The 22,899-nt window shown below is 64.0% G+C and carries 23 protein-coding genes and 1 pseudogene; 8 read left to right on the top strand and 16 right to left on the bottom strand.

The window, feature by feature from the left end; translation table 11 throughout:
• Positions 1 to 3: 3 nt before the first annotated feature.
• The 4 genes from C1H69_RS14590 to C1H69_RS14575 form a co-directional block, all read right to left on the bottom strand.
• A complete protein-coding gene (locus tag C1H69_RS14590) occupies positions 4 to 1,959 on the bottom strand; it encodes a MacB family efflux pump subunit (RefSeq protein ID WP_102654105.1) in 1,956 nt (651 codons plus the stop codon).
• Positions 1,956 to 3,161 (bottom strand): efflux RND transporter periplasmic adaptor subunit, encoded by a 1,206-nt coding sequence (locus C1H69_RS14585; protein WP_205738492.1) that lies wholly within the window; start codon positions 3,159 to 3,161, stop codon positions 1,956 to 1,958. Before C1H69_RS14585 ends, C1H69_RS14590 begins: the two co-directional genes overlap by 4 nt.
• A gap of 98 nt (positions 3,162 to 3,259) precedes the next feature.
• Positions 3,260 to 4,528 carry a type II toxin-antitoxin system HipA family toxin gene (locus tag C1H69_RS14580; RefSeq protein WP_240609959.1) on the bottom strand — a complete coding sequence of 423 codons (1,269 nt, stop codon included), beginning with the start codon at positions 4,526 to 4,528 and terminating at the stop codon, positions 3,260 to 3,262.
• The gene (locus C1H69_RS14575) at positions 4,518 to 4,820 is read right to left on the bottom strand and encodes a helix-turn-helix domain-containing protein (protein ID WP_102654102.1); all 303 of its coding nucleotides are present in this window, start codon (positions 4,818 to 4,820) and stop codon (positions 4,518 to 4,520) included. Before C1H69_RS14575 ends, C1H69_RS14580 begins: the two co-directional genes overlap by 11 nt.
• A gap of 88 nt (positions 4,821 to 4,908) precedes the next feature.
• Here C1H69_RS14575 and C1H69_RS24610 point away from each other — a divergent pair, with 88 nt between their 5' ends.
• On the top strand, positions 4,909 to 5,169 hold the full coding sequence (locus tag C1H69_RS24610) for a helix-turn-helix domain-containing protein (RefSeq protein ID WP_422666903.1): 261 nt from the start codon (positions 4,909 to 4,911) through the stop codon (positions 5,167 to 5,169).
• Between the two features lie 5 nt (positions 5,170 to 5,174).
• Here C1H69_RS24610 and C1H69_RS24170 read toward each other — a convergent pair whose 3' ends face one another.
• From C1H69_RS24170 to C1H69_RS14550, 4 genes and pseudogenes are all read right to left on the bottom strand, one after another.
• Positions 5,175 to 5,672 (bottom strand): FecR family protein, encoded by a 498-nt coding sequence (locus C1H69_RS24170; protein WP_165789480.1) that lies wholly within the window; start codon positions 5,670 to 5,672, stop codon positions 5,175 to 5,177.
• A 1-nt stretch (position 5,673) separates the two neighbouring features.
• Positions 5,674 to 5,859: pseudogene (locus C1H69_RS24165) on the bottom strand (sigma factor); the annotation flags it as partial.
• 147 nt (positions 5,860 to 6,006) lie between these two features.
• The gene (locus C1H69_RS14555) at positions 6,007 to 6,351 is read right to left on the bottom strand and encodes a hypothetical protein (RefSeq protein ID WP_102654100.1); all 345 of its coding nucleotides are present in this window, start codon (positions 6,349 to 6,351) and stop codon (positions 6,007 to 6,009) included.
• Positions 6,352 to 6,391: 40 nt separating this feature from the next.
• Positions 6,392 to 7,051, bottom strand: a complete 660-nt coding sequence (locus tag C1H69_RS14550; RefSeq protein WP_102654099.1) for a hypothetical protein — start codon at positions 7,049 to 7,051, stop codon at positions 6,392 to 6,394.
• A gap of 327 nt (positions 7,052 to 7,378) precedes the next feature.
• Here C1H69_RS14550 and C1H69_RS14545 point away from each other — a divergent pair, with 327 nt between their 5' ends.
• The gene (locus C1H69_RS14545; RefSeq protein WP_102654098.1) at positions 7,379 to 7,621 is read left to right on the top strand and encodes a helix-turn-helix domain-containing protein; all 243 of its coding nucleotides are present in this window, start codon (positions 7,379 to 7,381) and stop codon (positions 7,619 to 7,621) included.
• Positions 7,618 to 8,415: a HipA N-terminal domain-containing protein gene (locus C1H69_RS14540; protein ID WP_165789491.1), complete on the top strand. Its 798-nt coding sequence runs from the start codon at positions 7,618 to 7,620 to the stop codon at positions 8,413 to 8,415. Before C1H69_RS14545 ends, C1H69_RS14540 begins: the two co-directional genes overlap by 4 nt.
• Before the next feature lie 2 nt (positions 8,416 to 8,417).
• Here C1H69_RS14540 and C1H69_RS14535 read toward each other — a convergent pair whose 3' ends face one another.
• Positions 8,418 to 9,251 (bottom strand): pyrroline-5-carboxylate reductase family protein, encoded by an 834-nt coding sequence (locus tag C1H69_RS14535; RefSeq protein ID WP_165789490.1) that lies wholly within the window; start codon positions 9,249 to 9,251, stop codon positions 8,418 to 8,420.
• Entirely contained in the window at positions 9,233 to 9,904 is a 672-nt protein-coding gene (locus C1H69_RS14530) for a TetR/AcrR family transcriptional regulator (RefSeq protein ID WP_102654095.1), read from the bottom strand. Before C1H69_RS14530 ends, C1H69_RS14535 begins: the two co-directional genes overlap by 19 nt.
• 153 nt (positions 9,905 to 10,057) lie before the next feature.
• Here C1H69_RS14530 and C1H69_RS14525 point away from each other — a divergent pair, with 153 nt between their 5' ends.
• The 3 genes from C1H69_RS14525 (at position 10,058) to C1H69_RS14515 (ending at position 14,618) form a co-directional block, all read left to right on the top strand.
• Positions 10,058 to 12,094, top strand: coding sequence for an oxidoreductase (locus C1H69_RS14525; protein WP_102654094.1), 2,037 nt, complete (start codon positions 10,058 to 10,060; stop codon positions 12,092 to 12,094).
• A 194-nt stretch (positions 12,095 to 12,288) separates the two neighbouring features.
• Positions 12,289 to 13,428 carry an N-acetyltransferase DgcN family protein gene (locus C1H69_RS14520; protein WP_102654093.1) on the top strand — a complete coding sequence of 380 codons (1,140 nt, stop codon included), beginning with the start codon at positions 12,289 to 12,291 and terminating at the stop codon, positions 13,426 to 13,428.
• Positions 13,425 to 14,618, top strand: a complete 1,194-nt coding sequence (locus C1H69_RS14515; RefSeq protein ID WP_102654092.1) for an alanine/ornithine racemase family PLP-dependent enzyme — start codon at positions 13,425 to 13,427, stop codon at positions 14,616 to 14,618. The genes C1H69_RS14520 and C1H69_RS14515 overlap by 4 nt, the downstream gene beginning before the upstream one ends.
• Before the next feature lie 13 nt (positions 14,619 to 14,631).
• Here the strand turns inward: C1H69_RS14515 and C1H69_RS14510 are convergent, their stop codons facing one another.
• From C1H69_RS14510 to C1H69_RS14500, 3 genes are all read right to left on the bottom strand, one after another.
• Positions 14,632 to 15,528, bottom strand: coding sequence for a copper resistance D family protein (locus C1H69_RS14510; RefSeq protein ID WP_102654091.1), 897 nt, complete (start codon positions 15,526 to 15,528; stop codon positions 14,632 to 14,634).
• A 3-nt stretch (positions 15,529 to 15,531) separates the two neighbouring features.
• On the bottom strand, positions 15,532 to 15,900 hold the full coding sequence (locus C1H69_RS14505) for a copper resistance CopC family protein (RefSeq protein ID WP_165789489.1): 369 nt from the start codon (positions 15,898 to 15,900) through the stop codon (positions 15,532 to 15,534).
• Between the two features lie 219 nt (positions 15,901 to 16,119).
• Positions 16,120 to 16,803: a PRC-barrel domain-containing protein gene (locus C1H69_RS14500; protein ID WP_102654089.1), complete on the bottom strand. Its 684-nt coding sequence runs from the start codon at positions 16,801 to 16,803 to the stop codon at positions 16,120 to 16,122.
• A gap of 246 nt (positions 16,804 to 17,049) precedes the next feature.
• Here C1H69_RS14500 and C1H69_RS14495 point away from each other — a divergent pair, with 246 nt between their 5' ends.
• Positions 17,050 to 17,814 (top strand): DUF1499 domain-containing protein, encoded by a 765-nt coding sequence (locus C1H69_RS14495; protein ID WP_102654088.1) that lies wholly within the window; start codon positions 17,050 to 17,052, stop codon positions 17,812 to 17,814.
• Positions 17,815 to 17,909: 95 nt separating this feature from the next.
• Here the strand turns inward: C1H69_RS14495 and C1H69_RS14490 are convergent, their stop codons facing one another.
• Both C1H69_RS14490 and C1H69_RS14485 read right to left on the bottom strand, forming a co-directional pair.
• Positions 17,910 to 18,950 carry a proline racemase family protein gene (locus C1H69_RS14490; protein WP_102654087.1) on the bottom strand — a complete coding sequence of 347 codons (1,041 nt, stop codon included), beginning with the start codon at positions 18,948 to 18,950 and terminating at the stop codon, positions 17,910 to 17,912.
• The gene (locus C1H69_RS14485) at positions 18,947 to 20,083 is read right to left on the bottom strand and encodes an alcohol dehydrogenase catalytic domain-containing protein (RefSeq protein ID WP_102654154.1); all 1,137 of its coding nucleotides are present in this window, start codon (positions 20,081 to 20,083) and stop codon (positions 18,947 to 18,949) included. Before C1H69_RS14485 ends, C1H69_RS14490 begins: the two co-directional genes overlap by 4 nt.
• Before the next feature lie 449 nt (positions 20,084 to 20,532).
• On the opposite strand from C1H69_RS14485, the gene C1H69_RS14480 reads away from it, so the two are divergent.
• Positions 20,533 to 21,405 carry a diacylglycerol/lipid kinase family protein gene (locus tag C1H69_RS14480; RefSeq protein ID WP_165789488.1) on the top strand — a complete coding sequence of 291 codons (873 nt, stop codon included), beginning with the start codon at positions 20,533 to 20,535 and terminating at the stop codon, positions 21,403 to 21,405.
• 68 nt (positions 21,406 to 21,473) lie between these two features.
• Here C1H69_RS14480 and C1H69_RS14475 read toward each other — a convergent pair whose 3' ends face one another.
• Positions 21,474 to 22,751, bottom strand: a complete 1,278-nt coding sequence (locus C1H69_RS14475) for an acyltransferase family protein (RefSeq protein WP_165789487.1) — start codon at positions 22,749 to 22,751, stop codon at positions 21,474 to 21,476.
• Between the last annotated feature and the right edge of the window lie 148 nt (positions 22,752 to 22,899).

Below are 22,899 nucleotides of genomic sequence, written 5' to 3'. Positions count from 1 at the left end.
CGTTCACTCCGCATTCAGGGCTGCCACCGGATCCAGCCGCGCCGCCTTGAGGGCGGGGGCGAAGCCGAAGATCAAGCCGGTGCCGGCGGCGCAGGCGAACGCCAGCGCCATGATGGGTATCGAGAACTGCACCGGCATGGCCAGCGCGCCGATCAGCAGTCCCGCGCCGATCCCGGCCAGCACGCCCACCACGCCTCCCATGGCCGAGACCACCACCGCCTCCACCAGGAACTGCTGCAGGATGTTGCGGGTACGGGCTCCGGTCGCCATGCGAATGCCGATCTCCCGGGTACGCTCGGTGACGCTCACCAGCATGATGTTCATCACCCCGATGCCGCCCACCAGCAGCGAGATGGCGGCGATGGAGCCGAGCAGCAGGGTCAGGGTGTTCTGGGTCGCCGTGGCGGTCTCGACGAGTGCCGCCGTGTTGCGGATACGGAAATCCTCTACCCCGTGGCGCTCGCGCAGCAGCGCCGCCACCGCCGCTTCGGTCTCGTCCATGCGCGCCATGTCCTCTACCGCCACGGTGACGCTGCGCAGGTGGCGCTGGCCGGAGAGCCGCAGGCTACCGGTGGAGAGCGGCACGAACACCACGTCGTCGGCGTCGTCGCCCCAGGCGGTGGCGCCCTGCTCGCCCATCACCCCGATGACCTGGAAGGGTACGTTGTCGAGCAGCAGGAACTCCCCCAGCGGGTCGGCCTGGCCGAACAGGGTGCGCGCCACGGTCTGGCCGATCACCGCCACCGCCGCGTAGCGGCGCTGGTCCTCGTCGCTCAGGAAGACGCCCCGCTGCGGATGCCAGTTGCGCAACAGCGGGTAGTCCGCCGTGGTGGCGGTGACCTGGGTGGTGGTATCCCGCCCGGCGGCACGGGCCGTGGCGCTGGAGGCGTTCTCCGGCACCGCCGCCAGCACGTTGGGCAGCGCTGCCACCGCCACGGCGTCCTGGGGTACCAGGGTCGTCGGGTTGCCCTCGGGACCACGCCAGCCGAAGCCTTCGTAGCCGGGGCGCACCACCAGCAGGTTGGTGCCCATGGCGCTGATGCGCTCCATCACCTGGGCCCGGGCTCCCTCGCCAATGGCCAGCATGGCCACCACCGAGCCCACGCCGATCACTACGCCGAGCAGCGTCAGCAGGGTGCGGAACAGGTTGGCGTGCAGCGCCTTCAGCGCCATGCGGCACGCCTCGAACGCCTCGGCCAGTGGCACCGCCTTGCGCCGCGAGCAGTAGGCATTCTCCAGGGAGGGCGGCTCGACGGCGGCGGCTTCGCACCCCTGCGCGCCGTCGTCGCTCACCACCTCGCCATCGGCAATCTCGATCACCCGATCGGCATGGGCCGCCACCTCACGGTCGTGGGTGATCAGGATCACCGTGTGGCCCTCCCGGGCCAGCTCGCCAAGCAACGCCATCACCTCGGCGCCGCTGCGGCTGTCCAGGGCGCCGGTGGGTTCGTCGGCGAGGATCACGTGACCGCCGTTCATCAGTGCCCGGGCAATGGAGACGCGCTGCTGCTGGCCACCGGAGAGCTGGTTGGGGCGATGGTCGAGACGCTCGCCGAGCCCCAGTCGGGTCAGCAGTTCCCGCGCCCGCTCACGGCGCTCACCCCGCGCCAGGCCGGCATAGACCGCCGGCACTTCCACGTTTTCGGTGGCGCTGCCGGAAGCCAGCAAGTGGTAACCCTGGAAGACGAAGCCGAAGGCCTCGCGACGCAGCCAGGCCAGCGACTCCTCGTCGAGCTCGGCCACGTCCCGGCCATTGAAGCGGTATTCGCCATCGCTCGGCCGGTCGAGGCAGCCGAGGATGTGCATCAGGGTCGACTTGCCGGAGCCCGAGGCCCCCATGATGGCCACGAACTCGCCGGCCTGGATATCCAGGGTGATGCCACGCAGCACCTCCACCGCCATCTCACCGTTGACGTAGCGCTTGCGCACCCCGCGCAGCTCGATCAGCGGTGCGTTCATAGCAGCCCTCTGGGCATGCGCGGCCCGCCTCCGGTGCTGGTCTCCCGGCTTTCCGGCGGAGGCAGTTCCAGTATTTCGCCCTCTTCCAGGCCGCCGGCGATCTCCGCCAGGACGCGGTCGCTGACCCCCACCTCCACCTCGCGGTGCTCTCGTTCGCCATTGGCGCCGACCACCGTGACCCGGTCGCGGGGCGCACCGCGACGCTCCAGGGCCGCGACCGGCACCCTAACTACGTCGCGCGCCTCCGCCAGCACGAAGAACACCTGGGCGGTCATCTCGGTCATCAGCCGGCCGTCGGCGTTGTCCACGTCGAACAGCGCCGTGTAGAGCACCACGTTATTGAGCGTTTCCGGGGTCGGGAGTACCTGACGCAGTTCGCCCTCCCAACGCGCCTCGGGCAGCCCCAGGGGGAAGAAGTAGGCAGGCATGCCAACCCTCAGCCGGCTCACGTCGGCCTCGGAGACCTCGGTCCACACCGTCATGCTGGAGAGATCGGCGATACGCATCAGGATCGGCACCACCTGGTTGGCGTTGAGCATCTGCCCCTGGCGCGCCTCCATGGAGACCACGGTGCCGTGCATGGGTGCATAGATACGGGTATGGCCCAAAGCGGCTTCCTCGGCACGCAGCGAGGAGCGGCTCTGCTCGATCTGTGCTTCCAGGGCCCGGATCTGCGCTTCGGTGGTCAGCACCGTGGCCCTGGCCACCTGGTAGGAATCCTCGCTGGTGGCGTCGTTGTTCATCAGCCGCTGCTGGCGCTGGAACTGCTGCCGCGCCAGCTCCAGTTGGGCCTGGCGCTCGGCCAGCTGCGCCTCCTGGGCCACCAGCTGGGCGCGCCCGGCCTCGACTCGGTTCTGCTGCACGTCGGCCTCTATCTCCGCCAGAAGATCGCCCTCGGCCACGCGATCGCCCACCGCCACGTGCAGCCTGACCAGCTGTCCGGACACCTGGGCTCCCACGTCCACGTAGTCACGGGGCTGCAGCTTGCCCAGTGCCGTGACCAGTTGCTCGATATCGCCCCGGCTGGCCTCCACGGTCGCCAGCACGGCGGCCTGCGGCGCCCGCTGCTGCCACCCCCACCACAGCATCAGCGTCACCAGCGGCAGCACGCCCCAAGCGAACCGCCGCCAGCCGCGCCGCCCTCTTCTCGACTCCACACCCGACATCCCCCAGCCCTCCTGCATCGATTGCGCCCGTCGCATCGATGCCCCACATCACATCGTCATTTGTCGCAGAGAGTAAGGCAGGATTAAGGAAAGGTTGTGAACGCGAAAACCCTCGGAGTGGAATTGCGACGGCGTCACGCCTGGGGCGCGTCTATCCTCCATTCCGGCGCCAGGCTACGCCAGTGTTGCTTGAGGATGGTCTTGTGGGCCTCAGCCATTGGCATTTCCTCTAGCTGGTTGGGCCATCGATCGCGAGCACGTGTCACGGTATCGTTAAGCACCGTGCGAATGGCGGGCCAAGAGATACCGACGCTCGAAGCCCAGCGCCGAAAATCGTCCTCGCCTAGCCGGTACCAATCCTTTTTCCCGTTCAGGTTGAGCGCCAAGTGGTGATCACCCTCGAGATAGGCCAGCGTAGTGACGATATCGTAGGCAGGGGCCAGGCCAGGAGTGCGCTGATCTGGGTAGATAAGACTCCAGTTCTTGAGGTGCGCGTCGCCGTTGGCCAGCAGAATGTCGACCAGTAGACGGCGCGCGAAGGCCTGCACGCTGGCCAGGCCATCCACCGTGAATTCACGCATTAGACGTCCTATTCGCTCGTAGTTGGGGCCGTCATACTTTTCGTGGGGGTAGCGAAACAGCACCTGCGCCATGTCCTCGGCGTGAATCCGTCGTTCACCCTCGCGATCGAAACGGCGGATGGCATAGGCGACTTGCTCATCCGGAAGGTTGATCGCGGGCAGGCCCTTCAGGGCACTCAGCGGAATCAGTCGAATCTCGGGAATGTCGACACCTGCGCTCTGGGCCAGCCACATCGCGGTGGCCTCATTCTCGGGTAACTGACGATGACGAGTCGAGGGTGTCTTGACGATCCAGTCGCCGAATTCATCGGCATGGCCAAAGTGAAAGCGTCCGTTGCGCTCACGCATGGAGAACTTCATCTGCACGCCGGCCAGCGAGAAGCCGCTTCCCACCTCGGCGGTACGACGCACCGGGGTGACACGACGCCGGTGGTCGAGAACCCAGTCAGGCATCGCGTCGGGGCTCACTGGCGATACCCTCAATGCACCGGGAAGGTCGTTCCCCAGGCTCACCAACAACGGAAATTCATTGTCGGGATGCACCTTGAGCCGCTGAGCCAGCCATTCGCGAAGCGCCCCTTCCGGCAACAGGTTCGAGAACCAGGGATGGAGGCGCTGCTGACGGATCCAGGGCATTTGCATCAGTTCGCCAGCACGGGGGAAATCGGGATGCAAGGACAGTGAAAGCGTGGGACGCGCAGTATCGAGCCGCCAAGCGTCAGCGAATACCAGTACGTTACGCCCACTCTGGTAGCCGGCCAAATAGCCCACGCGCTGGCCATGCAACTCGAGACTCAGCATCTCGACCGCTTCATCCACCATTGCGTTCGTCCTCATCACCTAGCAGGCCCTGCCAGGGATCGGCATCGAGGCCCCGTGCTTCGCCAGTCTCGCCCTTCAACAGCGCCTGCACGGCATGCCACTTTTCGAGTGGGATCAGCATCAGCTTGGCGTTGAGTCCATCCGCTGCCAGAGCCAGAGTCGATAGCCGGGGATTCCCGCCCGCCTCCAGGCGCTGGTACTGCTGACGCACCATGCCGGTCCTCTTGGCTAGATCCTGCTGGGTAAACTGTAAAGCTTCGCGCCGCTGCTTGAATTGCTCACCAAGTGTCATAATGCACCTTATTCGTTGCGATTCACGATTAAAAGCAACTAATAAGGTGCAGAATAGCGGCTTAAGATGGTGACCGCTAGTTATCCGCTTGAGGGTACTCCGCTATATATCGGCTCCAGGCACGAGCCGCTCGAACCAGACGTCACGCACCCGTTGGTGCTGGCCTGAACAGGCCCGCCACCGTGTCGACGTCTCGCAGTCCGAGTTCGCCAAGTTGATCGGCGTCAGTGTGCGCACGCTCCAGGAATGGGAGCAGGGCCGCCGAGTGCCCACTGGCGCGGCCCGCACTCTGCTGCGCGCGCCACACAGCATCCCGAAGCGCTGCGCGACCTGTCTTGAGGAAAAATGAGCGAATCAATCCGACGCCCCCACCGCGACCCAATATCGCGTGCGGTAGGTGACGCTGATCGGCTGGGTCTGGGCAAGGAATTGCAGCGTGCGGTCGGTATCCCCCACCAGGAAGTGGCCGGACACGCGCAGCTCAGCCACGCTCGGGTCGCAGACGATGCGCCCTGGTCGATAGCGCGACAGTTCGGACAGCAGATCCTGCAGGCGAATGTTCTGCCCGACAATGACGCCTTCGGCCCAGCCGCCAGCCTCGAAGCCTTGCGCTTCAGCCGGCACGCTGCCCGTTTCCGTCAGCCAGCGACTCTCTCCAACATGCACGACGGCGGACTCGCCACCCTCCGCCGGGTACAGCTCCACCGCCCCTTCCTGCACGCTGACACGAGTGCGCTGCCCGCCCCGCCGCAGGATGATGAGCCGGCGCAGGCCAGAGCCAGGCGCGCTCCAGTGCACGCCGGCGCCAGAAGTCCACGACCAGGCCGTTGGCAATGGTGGAGAGATAGGCACGCGGCTCGTTCAGACGCAGGGGTTGCCGGCGGGTGAGCACGCGCATGAAGGTGTCCTGTGCGATGTCCGCCGCGTCACACGTGTTACCGAGCTTGCGGTGCAACCAGCCGCACAGCCAACCGTGGTGGTCGACGTACAGGGCCTGAACCTGCTGCGCAGGAGTATCTGTCAACACGGCGTTCTTCATGCGTCGCCCGAGAAAAGACCAATGATAATCATTTCTATCTTACGAGGCGTAACGCAAGCCATGCAAGGGTCATCCCCTCCAGGCCTCAGGAGCTATCTCGCAGACTCCACCGAACGTCGTCATGCGGATACGAAATGGTCTTCCCTCTCACCCCTCGAGCGCTCGTCGAAACTCTTCCCGATAGGCTTCGGCGTGGCATGCGGGGTCGGCGGGAAAGCGGCCGAGTGCCACGGCGAGCTCGAAGAAGCCCTGAGCAGGCAGATCGGCCCGACGACTGACCACCAGGGCAGCGATGAAGGGGCGATCCATCTCGATGTCCTCACGCATAGAGGCCTCCAGGGCCAGGGCGACGCGCTGGATGGTGCGCGGCGGCTGAAGCCCCAGGGCGTCGGCGAGTTGCTGGTAGGTGATCGGCAGACGTTCCCGAGGCAGGCTCTCGAGGATCTGACGTACCTGGGTGGCAAGATTGGCGTCTTGGGGGTGAGTGGGCATGGGTCTCCCTGGGTTCAGCCGTCTCTGTCGGTCGCCTCCATCAGTCGGCGGTAGTGATCTCGGCGCTGCCGGGGTCGTAACGATAGCGCGCCCCGTCGACCTCGAACAGCAGGGTCTCAGCATGCCATTCGAGGGCATGATACTCGGTCTCCGGGGGCACCCCCTCGTCATGTACAGGGAGACGCACCCAGCGGGAGTTGTCACTCACTGTATCACCGTGCCCTTCACGGTCGACGACCACCAGAATGCGATTCGGCACCGGTCCCTCCTGGACGAAGACGACGTATCGTCCATCGTCACGCCATGGGCCGAGAGTCACGATGCCACCATATTGGAAGGCGGCGGGAATGAGCTCGCGCGACGCCAGCACCAGCAACCAGCCGCCACCGTGGGCGGCTCCATCCGTGGTCACCGCCAGCCATCCGCCATCGGGCGATAATGCGGCATCGGTGAAGCGTCCCGAAGCGCCGAATTCGTGCTCGGCGTCCACGCGGATGCCGCCCGGCACCTCATCGATATGCAGCAGGCGGCGACCGTCGGCAGCATGGATCTCCTGCTCGGTGATCTCGAGGGGCGTCGACGCGTTGACTACGGCATCAGTGGCAGGAACTCCGACACAGCCAGCGAGCACGGCCAGGCACACCAGCGCCAGCAAACGCCCCTGCCACGAGAGAGAGGATATCGAACATCCCGCCATCATCAGTTTCTCCTACCCGGTCGAGCCCGAATGTAGCTCCAGGCGGCGTCAGGGAGCGTCTCGCTCTCAAGCTCAGTGGCATAATAGCAAGGCATCGCCCTTGAAGGGGCAGCGGTTCATGGTTTGCCCTGACTGCGGTTTGAAGCTTCTCCCAGCCCCCTTTATTTCCCGATAGGGAAAAAGCATTGCTTACTCGAATGAATTTTGCCAGATTTTCCCTATTGGGAAATTTCACATGCATTAACGGCTTCCTTTTATATAATTATCCCTATCGGGAAAAGTCATTCTCCGTACGCTCTTACGCCATCAAGCCGGTCGGGGACATATCCCATGCCACAGTCCAACACCGTGACGGTCCACGACGCCCAGACTCTCGGGCAATTGATTCGTCGCACACGCAAGCAGCAGGGGCTGAACCTGGCAACCCTGGCTGGCCTGTGTGGGTTGAGCATCCGCTTCCTGAGCGAACTGGAGAATGGCCGCGACTCCTGCGGCTTCGGGCGCATCATGATGGTGCTGGATACACTCGGTATCGACCTGGTCGCCTGCCCGCCCGAGGAGACAGTGCCGTGACACGCCAACAAGACGTGCTGCATGTGTGGCGCAATGAGCAGCACGTGGGCACCCTGTGGCGCGGTGACGATGGGCGGCTGATGGGGTTCGAGTACGACGACGCCTGGCAAACGACGGGGCATGCCATTTCGCATAGCCTGCCATTGAGCCAGAGGATCTGGCGGCCGGAAGAGCAATGCGCCCATCGCTGGTTTGGCAACCTGCCGCCGGAAGAACAGGCACGCGCGGCCCTGATCAAACGGCTGGGCATTCCCGATGACGATTTCTCGCTGCTGGCCGCCATTGGCGGCGGCTGCGCCGGCGCCCTGACGATCCTGCCCCGTGGGCAGACCCCACCGTCACGGGAGCAGTCATCGCAGGGCCAAGGCGACTATCGAGCCCTCGAACTCGACCGTCTTGGCCAATGGGCTGCCTTCCGCGAGCGCTATGCCGATGACCCGGCCAGGCGCCCTCGCCTGTCGTTGGCCGATGGCAGATCGCTCCGGCGTACGATCTGGTCGGTAACATCGTGCTCGGCCACAACCCCGAGCTGGCCTTCTCGGTGGGCGAGCGGTTCAACTCGATGCAGCTGTTGCCGCGAGACTGGCAAGCCTTCGCCCGGGAATGCCGTTTCAGCTACCCCCTTCGTCAAACGCCAGATCCAGGACATGGCTGCCACGCTCGCCGACCTTGCCGATGCCCCCTCCTTGCAGCAGGCCCTGCAGCACGCCGGTCTCAAGGATAATGGCTGGGTGCGTTTGCAGCAGCAACGCCAGCATATTCACAAGCAGTGCCGCCGGGCGGAGCGCTGGTAGAGCTACGCCTTCCTCACCCCACATGGCTCTCTTGCCGCCCGATGAGCCTCGTCAAGGCCCCGGTGCAGCAACTGTTGAAAGCCCCCATCGATCAATGCTTGCAGCCCCTTTGCCGTGGTGCCGTCATAAGCGACCAGCCGCTCGACCATATCGCCGGGGGCGGCGTCCAGGCTGTCCAGCACCAGGCATCCGCCAACCAGCGTCTGCATGACGGCTTCCCGGGCAATATCGTCGGGTATCCCCATGTCTCTGGCGTGCTCCAGCATCGAGTGCGCCATCAAGGCGGGAAAGGCCGGCCCCGCGCCGGTCAGGGCCGTCATGTAGTCGAGCTCGCGCTCTTCGGATAGCTCACGTGCCTTGCCACAGCTCTGCAACAATTCCTGGACGAGTCGCTTATCGGCCTCGCCGACCTGCTCGGCGGCATACCATGGAAAGTAGGCTTGTCGGATTTCCGCCGCCGCATTCGGCATGGCACGCACCACCCGCCGGCTTCCCACCCGGCTGGCAACGTCTTCCAGCGAAACCATGGCCAGCAGAGAAATGACCAACTTGCCGTGTGCCTCGATCTCAATACTGGAAAGATGCTCGGGTCGCACGGAGAGCACGATGACATCCACCATGTCGGCCAGCTCCCGGTTATCGGTAACACAGCGGACCTCCGGCCAGCCACGGTACGTTTCGCCAGCCCCGGAACGCGATGAGACCACCAGTTGATCGGCGGGCACGATACCCTTTTCCAGCAGAGCCCTTCCCAGCGAGCGCCCCATCCACCCATGACCGCCGACGATGCCAACCATTCCAGTCGGATTGACGGGCCCTACGGCGCCTGAAGACATTTGCTCTCCCTCCCCTTGTCGTATGCCTTCATCCAGTCGGCAAGCGGTGAGGTGTGCCGCGAGGCGAAGCGCTCCAGGTCCTGCCGCTGACATGGCTGTCCCGTGAATATCTGAACGTATTCGGCCACCCGACCGATGCGCTCGTCCTTGGTTTCCTGGGTACGCATCGAGATATAGCCGATCTGGGTCAGGTAGGTCGTGCGCGCCCGGACATTGGCGGAATGCGGTTCATCGCCGAAGCGAATCAGCATCCGCGTCAGGGCATCGATGCGCTTGCGATCAGCGGAGGCGACCTCACGTGCGACCTCGGGAGCCTGCATGGCCCAGTAGCGCACGGCGAACTCGAACTCGGCATCGAACAGCGTCTCATCCAGCCAGCAGTCGAAGACATTCAGCATGGCCTCGACGACCGACTCGGCGTAGCGCTCGGTCTGGCTGATCAGGCCATGCGTGTTTTTCGCTTTCCAGCGTTCGATCAGACCATCCAGCAGAGCGTCGCGATCCTTGAAAAACCAGTAGAAACTCGTTCGGGAGGTCTTCAATGCTTTTGCCAAGGGCAGAATCCTGACCGACTCCACGCCCGATGAGATCAGTTGCTCATAGGCGGCATCCAGCCAGTCTTCCGCCCGCCCTTTCCCGACTTTGGTGTTCATTCATTACCTCGTTTCCGCGGCTCTCATGACCTGCCCCGATGGAGCCCTTCGCCCGTCCATGTACACCACTATCATTTAAATTGACACATATGTACATTTCTCGCTAGCTTTGTCGAATACACAATAACAAGGCCCCTGACAAGGACACCGGAAATGGCTAACGACCCCCTGCTGCACCCCTACCGACTCAAGCACCTGACCCTGAAGAACCGGCTCATGCTGACGTCCCACGAGCCCGCCTACCCCGAGGACGGGTTGCCCAAGGCGCTCTATCGCGCCTACCACGTCGAACGGGCCAGGGCCGGCCTTGGCCTGACCATGACCGCCGGCTCCGCGGCGGTGGCCAAGGATAGCCCGCCGGTATTCAACAACATCCTGGCCTACAAGGACGAGGTGGTGCCCTGGATAAGCGAGCTGACCGATGCCTGCCACGAGCACGGCACCGCCGTGATGATCCAGTTGACCCACCTGGGCCGACGCACCCGCTGGGACAAGGGCGACTGGCTGCCGGCGGTGTCGGCGTCGCACCGTCGCGAAGCCTCCCACCGCGCCTTTCCCAAGCAGGTCGAGGATTGGGACATCGAGCGTTTGATCCGCGACTACGCCGATGCCGCCGAACGCATGCATGCCGCCGGCCTCGATGGTATCGAGCTGCAGGCCTATGGCCACCTGATGGACCAGTTCTGGTCGCCGCTGACCAATACCCTCGAGGAACCTTACGGAGGCGATCTCGACAACCGGCTGCGTTTCACCTTCGACGTGCTGCGTGCCATTCGCCAGCGGGTCGGTGAGGAATTCATCGTCGGCGTGCGCTATACCGGCGACGAAATGCTGCCGGGCGGGCTGACGGCCAGCGACGGGATGGCGATCTCGCAGCGCCTGAAGGACAGCGGCCTGGTCGATTTCCTCAACGTGGTGCGCGGTCATATCGACACCGACCCGGGGCTCACCGACGTGATCCCCATTCAGGGCATGCCCAGTGCCCCGCACCTGGACTTCGCCGGAGAGATCCGTCGTCAGGTGGATTTTCCCACCTTCCATGGGGCCAAGATCCAGGATGTCGCCACCGCTCGCCACGCCATCGCCTCGGGCAAGGTCGACATGATCGGCATGACCCGTGCCCACATGGCCGATCCGCATATCGTGCGCAAGATCGTCGAAGGGCGCGAAGAGGAGATCCGCCCCTGCGTCGGGGCCAACTACTGCCTCGACCGCATCTATCAGGGTGGCGCCGCCTACTGCATCCACAACGCCGCCACCGGGCGCGAAACCACCATGCCCCACACCATCTCCAAGGCAGCCCAGAAGCGCCGGATAGTGGTCATCGGTGCCGGCCCAGCGGGGCTGGAAGCCGCCCGGGTTGCCGGTGAGCGAGGCCACGAAGTGGTGGTACTGGAAGCCGCCAGCGATGCGGGCGGCCAGGTGCGTCTCACGGCGCAGAGCGAGCGCCGCCGCGAGATGATGGGCATCATCGACTGGCGCCTGGAACGCTGCGAGGCCCTCGGCGTCGAGATCCGCTACAACGTCTGGGCGGAAGTCGAGGATGTGCTGCAGGAAAACCCGGATGTGGTAATCGTGGCCACTGGCGGCTACCCCATGGAGGACCAGCCCACGGTCGGCAGCGACCTGGTGGTCAACACCTGGGACATCCTTTCCGGGCACGTGCCACCGGGTAAAAGGGTATTGCTGTTCGATGATGCCGGCGATCATGCCGCCATGCAGGCGGCGGAGGTCATTGCCGCCACGGAGGCCGAGCTCGAGATCATGACCCCGGACCGCACCTTCTCGGCGGAAATCATGGCCATGAACCTGGTGCCCTACATGCGCTCCCTGCAGCGCCCCAACGTCACCTTCACACCCACCTACCGGCTGAAGTCCGTGCAGCGGGATGGCAGCGAACTGCTCGCCAGGATCACCAGCGACTACCTTGACCTGGACCACGAGCGGCGCATCGACCAGGTGGTGGTCAATTACGGCATCACGCCGATGGCCGACATCTATTTCGAGCTGAAGCCGCATTCCAGCAATGGTGGCGAAGTGAACTACGAGGACCTGATCGTCGGCAGACCCCAGGCCGTCATTCGCAATTCGGGCGATGGGTTCCAGCTGTTCCGGATCGGTGATGCCGTCGAGTCCCGGAACACCCATGCGGCTATCTACGATGCCCTGCGGCTGGTCAAGGACCTGTAACATCGGAGATGGATGCTGTTCACATGGCCGTTCAACCTGATGCCTGTGTGGAGACAGAAGCATACGGCTGCCCCCAATCTGTGTATGCTGACGTACATCCACTTGTCTTGGTGGGGTCCTCTCGTTGACTGTCGGCCGTATCGGCCGGGCCATCCCGTCGCCTCCTCTGAGTCCAGACCTGAGGTTTGCGATTCATGCTTCCTACTTCCCTTCATGCCATTCTCAACTCAGCCACTCACCGCGGTGACGCCCGTCAATCGGCCGTCGTGTATTGCGAGGGCAATTTCACGCGCATCGATGGCAAGACGGCCAACGGCCTGGTGCGCAGCAGCGAGAGGTATCGCATCCTCTCCGTCATCGACAGCACCATGACCGGCGAAGATGCGGGTATCGCCCTGGGCGATGCGGCAGCGGGCATTCCCATCGTGGCGGACCTGACGGCGGCGCTCGCAGCGGCTGACGATCTTCCCGACGTGCTCATCTTCGGCCTTGCGCCGCTGTCGGGATTGATGTCCGAGTCAGATCGCGCGGTGGTGCTTGCCGCCGTGGCGGCGGGAATCGACGTGGTATCCGGCCTGCACGAGTTCCTCGCGGACGACCCGGAGTTCTCGGCGGCGGCACTCGCCACCGGAGTGACGCTTCACGATATACGCCGACCACGCCCAACCAAGCATCTGCGCATGTTCGATGGGGCGATCAACAGCGTCGACTGCGTGCGCATCGCGGTGCTGGGCACGGATGGCGCGATCGGCAAGCGCACCACCTCGACGCTTCTCACCCAGGCACTCAACGATGCCGGAATTCGCACCGTCATGGTGGGAACGGGGCAGACCGGTCTCATGCAGGGTGCGGCCTACGGCGTCGCACTGGATGCGATTCCCGCCCAGTTCGGCGTCGGCGAGCTGGAGGGGGCGGTGCTTGCCGCTTATGAAGGCGAGCGCCCCGACGTTATCGTGATCGAGGGTCAGGGCGCCCTCAGCCACCCCGCGTACTTGAGCTCGACGGTCGTATTGCGCGCCAGCCGACCACAAGCCGTGATCATGCAGCATGCCCCGGCCCGCACAATGCTCAGTGACTATCCGGAGGTGCGGATGCCGTCTCCCCTCTCGGAGATCAAGCTCATCGAGCTGTTCGGCAAGACCAAGGTCATCGGGCTGGCCATCAATCACGAGGACATGACCGAGGCAGAGGTCACGGCGGCCATCGCCCGCTACGATGTCGAACTCGGCATCCCCGCCACCGATGCGCTGTGGCACGACCCCTCGGCACTGGTGGCGATGGTCACCGCCGCCTTTCCCGCACTGCAGGCGCATCGGCAACTGGAAATGGCGTGATCTGCCCCCGCATCGAAATCGATCTGGCCAAGATCGAGGACAACGCTCGAGAACTTGTCGCCCTGTTGGCCGGTCGCGGTATCGACGTCACCGGGGTCACCAAGGCGACCCTGGGCTTGCCCGAAGTGGCGAACGCCATGATCGCGGGGGGTGTGGCGCGTCTTGGCGATTCACGGATCGAAAATCTCGAGGCACTTCGCGACGCAGGCATCCGCACGCCGCTGACGCTGCTGCGTTCTCCCACGCCCGATCAGGCCGGCCGGACAGTGGCATGCGCAAGCATCAGCCAGGTGAGTGAGCCCGAGGTGGTGAATGCATTGTCAGCGGCGGCGGGCAAACGCGGCGTCATTCACGGCCTGGTGCTGATGGTGGAGCTGGGGGATCTACGCGAAGGCGTGCTGCCAGGCGAGGTGCTCGACCTTGCCCGGCGCATATCGCGCACTCCTCACGTCACGCTCGTCGGCCTCGGCACCAACCTGGCATGCCGTGCCGGCGTCGTGCCAAGCGCTGGCAATATGGATGAGCTATCTTCGCTTGCGACCCTGCTCGAAGGTGAGCTGGGCCTACACCTGCCGATCGTTTCCGGCGGCAATTCGGCAAATCTCGCCTGGGCCATCGAAGCGCCAGCCGGCCGAGTCAATGACCTGCGGCTCGGCGAGTCGATCCTGCTGGGATGCGACCCCCTCACGCGAAAGCCCCTGAACGGCCTGCACACCGACGCCTTCACACTGGTGGTGCCCGTCATCGAGTCGCTGGCCAAACCGACAGCGCCACGAGGCGCAACAGGCGAGGCAGCATTCGGCGTGCCGATGCAGATGCTCGAACGTGGCACCATCATTCAGACGATCGCCGCGATCGGTCGGCAAGATGTGGACCCGGATGGCCTGACGCCCCCGGGCGACATCAGCGTGCTCGCCGCCAGCAGCGATCACCTGGTGCTGGAAACGCAGCACCGCCTGGCGCCCGGCACGGAGATCCGCTTCGGGCTCAATTACTCGGCGCTGCTGCGCGCAATGACGTCTCCGTTTGTTGTGACCATGATCACAGCGACGCAACGCCCCGTTGTGCCAATGATGGGTAGAGGCACCGCGGCAATGGGCAAGCCGCGCTGGGCCTGGCGCACCACCCTTGGAACTTACCAGGCGCGGTTGGCCGGCTGGCATCGTACGGACCCGACTGGATCGAAGTGAACGGTGATCTCCGCTATCCGACCGGGGAGGTGGTGGTCAGTAGTCCTGCCGCGACCAGTATGATGAGCGCCATCAATAGTCCCTCGGCGGCAATGCTGCCGCGCAGCCGGCGGCTGGCGTTCGGTGCGCCCCGTACCGCAGCGGGCACCAGCCACCATCGGTTGGTGGCACCCAGGAGCAGCAGCAGCGCGACCAGGGTCAACTTTATTGACAGAAGCTGCCCGTAGGGCGTGTACAGCAGCGCGGACAGCCGGCCACCCAGTAACCACGCGGCCAGGCAGCCCCCGGCGATGAGCAGTAAAGGCACCAGGGCCAAGCCGAAGCGCCCGAACTGGGCCAGTAGCCGGGACGACGAGTCATCGCCCGGGCGTCGGCCAGCCAGCCGGTATAGCGGCATCAGCGCCGCCGCCCAGAACGCGGCCATGGTCAGGTGAACGACCAGCAGGCCACCCAGGCGAGGATCACCACGGGTATGGCCGACCTGGGCGAAGGCCAGCAGTACCAGCCCGATACCCATCATGCTCAGCCCGTGACGCAACGGCCTGAACCGGCCTTCCATCAGGTTGGCTTGCAGCAGCAGCAGCCCGACCACCGCCAAGCGCAACCGATCTCCCTGGGCGCCGTCTCCCGCGATCCCCAGTAACAGCGGGTTGCGGGCCGCTGCCCAGTTGCCACCCCCCAGATAGGCGGCCTGCAGCAGCCAAAGCAGCAGTAGCATCCCGATGCCTGCCCAGACCGCGAGCAGGATACTGCGCTTGAGCACGGTCGTCTCGCGCTGCGGCAACGAAGGAAAGGCAAAGCGAAACAGCACGCCACCCACCGCCAGCAGCGCGGCCCCGTAGAACCCTGCCAGGGAGAGAACACGACCGGCCGTCCACGGGTCCAGGCCAGCCAGGGCGATCCCGTTCATGGCTTACTCTTGGATCGTGAAGCGGTAGTCACCCGACATGGTATGGCCATCCTCGGCGATACCGCGCCAGACGACCTGGTATTCGCCCGCTTCCAGGGTATCGGCGGGCACGGCGGCATGCCGTTCCGACGGCGGGCCGACCGGGTCTTCGCTCGTCTCGACCGCCCCCTGCGGGCCGCTGACGTCGAACCGGGTGATACGAATCGGTGCATCGAACTGGAGCTCCAGCCGCGCTGGGGCCTGCTCCAGCACCGCGCCATCGTCGGGGTGCGTATCGGTCACATGGGCGTGCGCCCATAGCGGCTGGCTGACCAGTCCGAACAGTGCGACCAGGGCCGCCATGAAAGTACGCTTACCGCTCCTTGTCGCCATTGCTTGCTCCCTTATAGATGCCTTTGTGAAAACCGTCTCGCCCCATGGCACCCGGCTCTGGGGCAGGTCGACACTACCTCCCGCAACCTGTTTTTTCCACCCTGTTGGACGGTTACTGGAGCAGGCCAGACCCACATGACACATCGAAGGCCTAGTAAAAGAAAGGCAAGGCGCATGGCCTTGCCTTCTTTCGACGGTTTTTCGGATCTGGACGTTGCCTTACAGCCCCCAGGCGTCCGAGAGGGTCATGTCGTCATCCACGTCGCTGTAGCGGTCCTCGTCATACTCGTTCGAGCTTTCGAGCTCATCTTCACCGTAAGTCTGCTGGAACACGAGCTGCTCGTCCTCCAGTTGCATCTCCGCCAGCGGCAGGGTGATGTCCGTTCCACCCATGCCCCAGAACCCCCCAACGGTAACGACCGCATGGAGATCGCCGGTATCGTTATGCTTGACGACACTCTGGATGTCGCCAATCTCCTCGTCTTCCATATTGATGACGGTCATGCCTTCGAGTTCGCTGACCTGCATGGCGCCCAGTGACTCGTCCAGGGTGGCCTCGGCGGCACCCATCTCGTCGAAAGCGTCATCGGCGTCGGTTTGAGGCGCCTCGCCGGTCTGCTCCGTGTCCGTCTCCTCGACGTCCATGTCTTCGGGGTCCATCTCCTCATAATCGTCGGCATCATCGCCTTCGGCGTCCAGATCATCGTCATCGATGTCCAGGTCTTCCTGATCGCCATCGTCGTCAGCCGCCTGGGTGTCGTCTGTGTCCTGGTTGGTTTGCTCTTCGCTCATTGTCGCATCGCCGTTGCGCTCGATATCGTCCTCGGTTTCCTGAGCCAGGGCGCCCCCGGCGATACCGGCGGAGATTGCCCCAATCGCAATAGCCAATAATGTCCTTTTCATCTCGCTCCCTCCTTGAGTAAACCGACGTCTTGAAGGTAGTACCTCTTAAAAGTAGTTGGCCCTCAGGGACACAGCGAAATGAAACGTCAGGAAACGCAACCATCCTGTTAAACGCCGCACGTCGACCACCAGCAAGGTGAGGCGCTCAGCGACCCGGGCCCGAGATTGGTTTACGCTGGTGGAGGGTGGCCGCGAGAGGCAGGACGCATCGGCTTCAAGAATAATAGGACCTGGATAGACAGCGACATGATGAAGAGACGACGTAGGGGCCGACTGGCAGGGGCAACGGTCGGGCTCGCGCTACTGATGCTGATGCTGGCCGCCCTGCTGATGGCGGCAGCCGGACCGGCCCATCGTTTTGAATGGCTTTCGTTGCACCAGGCGTTCAACATGTTGCGCTACGGCGTCTATGCGGCCATGGCTGCGGCCGGGCTCAGCCTGCTCGCCCTGCTGATTGCCGCCTTCTGCCGACGCGTGCGTCCGGTCCTGATCAGTGGCCTGGTGATCGCTGGTGTGGTGGGGTTGCTGGCCATTCCCTGGCAGCACTGGCAGCGTGCCCAGGCGGTGCCACCTATCCATGACATCACAACGGACACCGCCAACCCGCCCGCCTTCACGGTTTTGGTGGAAGCCAGGGAGGCTGCACCCAATGCGGTGGACTACCCCGGCGAGCGCACCGCCCGGCAGCAGCACGATGCCTATCCGGATATCGGGCCGCTACTGTTCCAGGCTTCCCCATCCACGGTCTTCGATGCCGCGCTGGCCGAAGTGCGTGCCTTCCAGTGGAAGCTGGCCGGCATGGACAATGGCACCATCGAAGCCACCGACACCACCACCTGGTTCGGCTTCAAGGATGATGTGGTCATCCGGCTGAGCGAGACGGAAGAGGGGGTGCGGGTGGACGTTCGCTCCGCCTCCCGTGTCGGTCGCAGCGACACCGGAACCAACGCCGAACGGATACGAGCGTATCTGGACGCGCTGGAAAAACGCATGGAAAAGAAGCTGAACTGAGCAGGAACCGAATGGAACAGGCGCTGCACTGAACGGCGGGCAGCTACCTGGCTGCCCGCCGTGAGGCTTCCTGTGGAACCCCGGCCGCACGCGTCTCAACCGTGCCGAGTGCTGAGGATATGGTGTACGCTGTCGCAGTCCACCAGCATGTCCGAGCAGTTGACGACGATCTCTGAACGGGCCAGCACAAAGCCCTTGCCCGTTATGTTGTTCTCCACCACCTGGTACCTGCCGGCCTCCCGGGAACTGACGAACTCACCGATGAAACCGGTGTTGCGCAGGGAGACGGTTTCCAACCTGTCACCCGGCTTGATGAGCCCTTCATGGTGCATCAGGGCCAGCCGTGCCGAAGTACCGGTACCGGTGGTGCTCCGGCAGATCACGCCCGGGTGAACATAGGTTGCCGACCGGGAGCGGTAGAAATCATCGGCGATCTGGTCGACCGGCCCCATGAAGTGCAGGAACGGCAGCGGCCCAACGTCACCCAGGGTGTAGTGGGAGAAACCGGTACGGGTCTGGATGGCTTCCACGATGGCATGGGCACATTTGGCCAGTTGCGACTCCTCTGCACGCGTCAACGCGAAGCCCAGTTCGGTGGCATCCACCAGGGCATAGAAGCCGCCGCTATAGGCGATACTATAGGTCACGTCGCCGACCGAGGGCACATGAATGCTTGCCCGGTGGGTGTCGATGTAGCTGGGCAGGCCGCCACAGGTAATGGCTTCCACCACGCCGTTCTCCACCCGCGCCTCGATCTGCACCAGTCCTGCCGGTGATTCCAGCATGAAGCGCTGCTTGCCCTCCTGCTTGGGTATCAGCCCGGCTTCCAGCAGTGCGGTGGCAGTACAGATGGTGTTGGAGCCGGAATAGATCGGGTAGCCCATCACCTCCATGATGATGTAGCCCATCTTGGCCCGGGGGTCGCAAGCCGGCACGATCAGGTCCACCGACATCTCGGGAATGCCGTAGGGTTCGTTCAGCAGCAGTTTACGCAGCCCGTCGGCATCGTTCTCCAGGTATTCCATCTGCTGCCTTACCGTGGCTCCGGGCAGCGGGTCGACGCCACCGAACACGATGCGGCTGACATCACCACCGGCATGAGTATCGATCAATTGCAGGGTGAGTTCGTGGCTCATGCGATCCCCTTGAGGGTATGGGGTGCGCCGTGCTCGGCCCATTCGGAATCGGGCACGACGACGATCTTGCCCAAGTAGCTGCTGCCGCGATTGACGAAGTAGCGCTCGGCCTCGTGCAGGTCGGAGAGCTTGAACGCCGCGTGCAGCACCGGCTTGAGCTCGCCGGAGCGAATCCATTCCACCAGTTGTTCGGCTTCCTCGCGGGTGCCATGGGAGACGCCGAAGATCTGCACCTGGTAGAGATAGATTCGGGTCCACATGATCTCGCTGACGTTGCCGCCGCTGGCCCCGGCGATGGAGAGCCGTGGGTAGGTGGCGCGGTGTTTCATGTCGACGATCATGGTGTCGATGAACCGGTCGGTCATCTCGCCGCCGACCAGATCCATCACCGCGTCGATCGGCGCACCACCGGTCGTCTCCAGTACCCGCTCGACGAAGGTCGGCAGGTCGCCTCGGTCGATCACCGCCTCGGCGCCCAACGCCAGCAGGGGTCCCGCCTTGTCGAGCTGGCTCACGGCGTAAGGAATCGCCCCCACGATGCGACAGAGCTGGATCAGCGCGGTGCCCACACCGCCGCTGGCACCACTGACCAATACCCGCTCGCCGGCGCTCACGTTGGCCGAGGTCATCATGTGATAGGCGGTCTGATAGGAGCACATGCCCATGGAGGCGAGCTCGGCGTCGGAGAGTGCCGGGTTGGGTACGTGGTGGAACTGGTCCGACGGCACGGCGATGTATTCGGCAAAGCCGCCATCGGCCCCGTGGCCGTAGTAGTCCGGCGTCAGGTTGATGTCGCGGCGATCATCGGGGTAGAGGTTGAAATCGAGCAGGCCCCGCTCGCCGATGCGGCTGGCATCCACGCCTTCACCAACGGCCATCACCCGCCCCGCCACGTCCGCGCCCTGGATACGCGGGAAGGTCAGTGTCGGCGAACCACCCATGGAGAAGGAGGTGACCTCGCCCTTCTCCTTGGTCGGATAAAGCCCTTCGCGGGCCTTGCGGTCGGTATTGTTCTTGGCGGTGGCCGTCACCTTCACCAGCACTTCACCCCGTGCCGGCCTGGGGGTGGCAACGTCCTCACGGTAAACCAGCTTCTCCACGCCGCCATGGTCGGTCAGCAGCATGGCGGCCATGGTGGCCGGAATGTCGTCTTGATGGGTATCGGGTGCCACGTTCTACCTCCTGCATCGACAAGGGGCGTTTCAAGCAAGGAATTCTCCCTACGGGATATTTCCGACAACCCTAAGCAGCCGTTATGGCTGAATAAACCATGGGACTTACGGAAAATACGACGCCAGATTGAACCATGCTGGCCGACAGCCTGAACATAGTTAACCGCACTGTTTTTTTCTGTATTCACCCTGTTTCTGTGCATTTCTTTCTTCTCTTTCCTGGCGAGGCGCAAGGTGACATCCAGTCGCAAAGAAGAAAACACGGGCAGAATATCGTGCAGATACCATAGTCGAAGAGGAACGAACCCCGGCAACTCGCTATGCTCTACAAAGCGAAAGACCGAACAGGCAAGACCAGGGACGAAACAGCCGTATTGAAAAGGTTAGTGGCGGGTGAAGGAGACACCAGGATGCGCTACTGGTTGATTGTCAATACCGATGCCGGCGACGGCGAGCATGGCGAATCCTACTGGCGGAGCCACCTGGGTGCCGTCGGCCTTGATGACCTGTCGGTTCGTGACATTGCCGATACGGCATGGGAGCAGGATGTCATGGAAGGTGACCGAGTGCTGGTCGCCGGTGGCGACGGCTCGGTCAATCGAGTAGCCGTGGTGTGTGTCGAGCGCAACGCCTCGCTGGGTGTGTTGCCCTCGGGTACGGCAAATGATTTCGCACGTAATCTGGACCTGCCGGACGATCCTCGGGAACTGTGCCAATTGATCGCTTCAGGCCAGACGGCGGATGTGGATGTCGCGTGGATCAATGGCCGGATGTTCCTCAATGTCGCCCATATCGGACTGGGAACGGTTCCTGCCAGGGAAGCCTCCGCAAAGCACAAGTCGCTATTCGGGCGCTTCAGCTATCTGGCCATTCTGGCGAAGAAGGTCGGCATACAGCAAGGCTTCCATGGGAAGATCACTCATGACGATGGCACTGCCGAAGGGCGCTGGCTGACGATCGCCATCGCCTCGGGGGCGTTCTTCGGCGGCGGGCAACGCGTTGCCGAAGCCCGGATAGACGACGGCAAGCTCGATATCGTCGCCGTACGACCCAGGTCGCGGCTTCGCCTGCTGATGGTGTTCCTGGCGACCCGCCTGTTGGGCCGCGAGACTGAAAACGGCTCCACCGTGGTACATGTCACTTCATCGCAGTGCCGCCTCCAGCTGCGTCATGCCAAGACACTAACGGCGGATGGCGAAATATTGGGTGAGTTTTCGGATACCACGGCGACGACGTGCCACGGCATTCTCAACGTGGCCTGTCGGCGCATCGTGACGGCCTGAGTATCGCACCGCGCAAGGGATCAAGGCGGTCTTATGCAGAAAACCGCAATGCTTGTGACACAGCGGTACTAACGACGGGCACGCAGCAGGTAGGAGGCCGCTGCGACGCCCACCAGGCCGATGACGGCGCCGGGCTTGGCCCCAAGCCCCAGGCTGATCCCGAGGCCGGCGATCAACGCGATCCCCCCCGCCAGAATGGCCGGCATACTGGTCGTCGAGGCCACGTCCCGCCTGCGCATGCGTTCGAAGCTCACTACGGCAATCATGATGGGGGCGACCATGACGATGCAGAGCCCTATCCATTCCAGGCGCCCTATCCAGAACCCCGTTTCTCCGGGCACGCCGGCATCGATGGGAAAGCCCAGGCGCGTTCCCAGCCAGGCCGCAGGGAGTTCGGCAAACTTGTGCCACAGATAAAGCTGCAGGCCCAATGCGCCCAGCATGGCCACCCAGCGCCCCATGTGACGACGCTGCAAGAACCGCCTCACCGGGGTCTCGAAGATCACCACCACGCCGACCTGAAGCCACATCACGCCCAGCAGTGCCAGGGTTGGCGGCAGCAGGTTGGTGTGGCCGCCGACATTGCCGTTCACCATCGACACCGGATAGCCGGACGCCACGGCCAACCCCAGCCAGGACAACCCGAACAGCAGCAGCCCGATGCCGGTGCGCCGGCCGGCAAAGCGCCCATGCCACCAGGCGATGCCGAGCTGCTGGGGCACGACCCAGACGAGGGCGGTGTTGACCCAGGCAAAAAGGTCGTGAGTGTCGGTCACCAGGGCGCCCAGCTCGAGCAGGGCGCCGGGCGACGTAGGGCGGGCACGCAGGAGATCGATCGCAGCGACCAGTACGATCAGCCCGACGACGGCCCCCAGCCCCCAGCGGCGGTCGGCCCAGACACTGAGGGGCAGCAGCAGTTGCACCCCCAGCAGGGTCAGCAGGAACCACAGGTGAACCGTCAATGAGTGATTGAGCGGCCCAAGAATCCCCTCTCGGGTAAAGAACGCAACGGCGACGAATACCGTCAACACGGCCAGGTAGGTGACGGTGGGCCGGGCCAGGCTCAGCGCCCGCTCGGCCCACCAGTGCAGGTGTGGCTTGCCTTCATCGAGGCGCTGCTGGACGCCTTCGGAACTGACCGCCGCCGAGACGAACACGAACAGCGGCACGACCTGTACCAGCCAGGTGAACAACCCTGCGGGGGCCCAGGCCTCCAGGATATGGCCGGTGTCCACCAGGACGCCGTCCTCGACTCGCGGCAGGGTGGCCACCCAGTGCCCGAGCACCACGATAAGCAGGGCTGCGGCACGTAGCGCATCGGGATAGGGATCTCGCGCTTCGCTCACTCTTCCCTCCTTCCATGGACGGATGCCGAACCGCCGGAAACTCCGCTGTCGTCAGACAGCCTAGACGAAGGAGACACGTTCAACCAAGCCGATGTCTGGCAGGTGTTCGAAGGGATGCGGGATTGCTGCTACGTTGGGGATGCATGCA

The organism is Billgrantia endophytica, assembly GCF_002879615.1.
Classification (GTDB): Bacteria; Pseudomonadota; Gammaproteobacteria; order Pseudomonadales; family Halomonadaceae; genus Halomonas; species Halomonas endophytica.
Note: the sequence above shows the minus strand (reverse complement) of the source record. Positions and strands in the feature narration are given on the sequence as shown.

Excerpts from the sequence above, each read along its gene's own strand:
- C1H69_RS14580 (WP_240609959.1), bottom strand. The coding sequence starts at position 4,528 with ATGGTGGATGAAGCGGTCGAGATGCTGAGTCTCGAGTTGCATGGCCAG.
- C1H69_RS14590 (WP_102654105.1), bottom strand. The coding sequence starts at position 1,959 with ATGAACGCACCGCTGATCGAGCTGCGCGGGGTGCGCAAGCGCTACGTC.
- C1H69_RS14545 (WP_102654098.1), top strand. The coding sequence starts at position 7,379 with ATGCCACAGTCCAACACCGTGACGGTCCACGACGCCCAGACTCTCGGG.
- C1H69_RS14535 (WP_165789490.1), bottom strand. The coding sequence starts at position 9,251 with ATGTCTTCAGGCGCCGTAGGGCCCGTCAATCCGACTGGAATGGTTGGC.
- C1H69_RS14495 (WP_102654088.1), top strand. The coding sequence starts at position 17,050 with ATGATGAAGAGACGACGTAGGGGCCGACTGGCAGGGGCAACGGTCGGG.
- C1H69_RS14555 (WP_102654100.1), bottom strand. The coding sequence starts at position 6,351 with ATGCCCACTCACCCCCAAGACGCCAATCTTGCCACCCAGGTACGTCAG.
- C1H69_RS14500 (WP_102654089.1), bottom strand. The coding sequence starts at position 16,803 with ATGAAAAGGACATTATTGGCTATTGCGATTGGGGCAATCTCCGCCGGT.
- C1H69_RS14520 (WP_102654093.1), top strand. The coding sequence starts at position 12,289 with ATGCTTCCTACTTCCCTTCATGCCATTCTCAACTCAGCCACTCACCGC.
- C1H69_RS14505 (WP_165789489.1), bottom strand. The coding sequence starts at position 15,900 with ATGGCGACAAGGAGCGGTAAGCGTACTTTCATGGCGGCCCTGGTCGCA.
- C1H69_RS14480 (WP_165789488.1), top strand. The coding sequence starts at position 20,533 with ATGCGCTACTGGTTGATTGTCAATACCGATGCCGGCGACGGCGAGCAT.
- C1H69_RS14585 (WP_205738492.1), bottom strand. The coding sequence starts at position 3,161 with ATGCGACGGGCGCAATCGATGCAGGAGGGCTGGGGGATGTCGGGTGTG.
- C1H69_RS14490 (WP_102654087.1), bottom strand. The coding sequence starts at position 18,950 with ATGAGCCACGAACTCACCCTGCAATTGATCGATACTCATGCCGGTGGT.
- C1H69_RS14550 (WP_102654099.1), bottom strand. The coding sequence starts at position 7,051 with ATGATGGCGGGATGTTCGATATCCTCTCTCTCGTGGCAGGGGCGTTTG.
- C1H69_RS14530 (WP_102654095.1), bottom strand. The coding sequence starts at position 9,904 with ATGAACACCAAAGTCGGGAAAGGGCGGGCGGAAGACTGGCTGGATGCC.
- C1H69_RS14575 (WP_102654102.1), bottom strand. The coding sequence starts at position 4,820 with ATGACACTTGGTGAGCAATTCAAGCAGCGGCGCGAAGCTTTACAGTTT.
- C1H69_RS14485 (WP_102654154.1), bottom strand. The coding sequence starts at position 20,083 with ATGGCCGCCATGCTGCTGACCGACCATGGCGGCGTGGAGAAGCTGGTT.
- C1H69_RS14510 (WP_102654091.1), bottom strand. The coding sequence starts at position 15,528 with ATGAACGGGATCGCCCTGGCTGGCCTGGACCCGTGGACGGCCGGTCGT.
- C1H69_RS14525 (WP_102654094.1), top strand. The coding sequence starts at position 10,058 with ATGGCTAACGACCCCCTGCTGCACCCCTACCGACTCAAGCACCTGACC.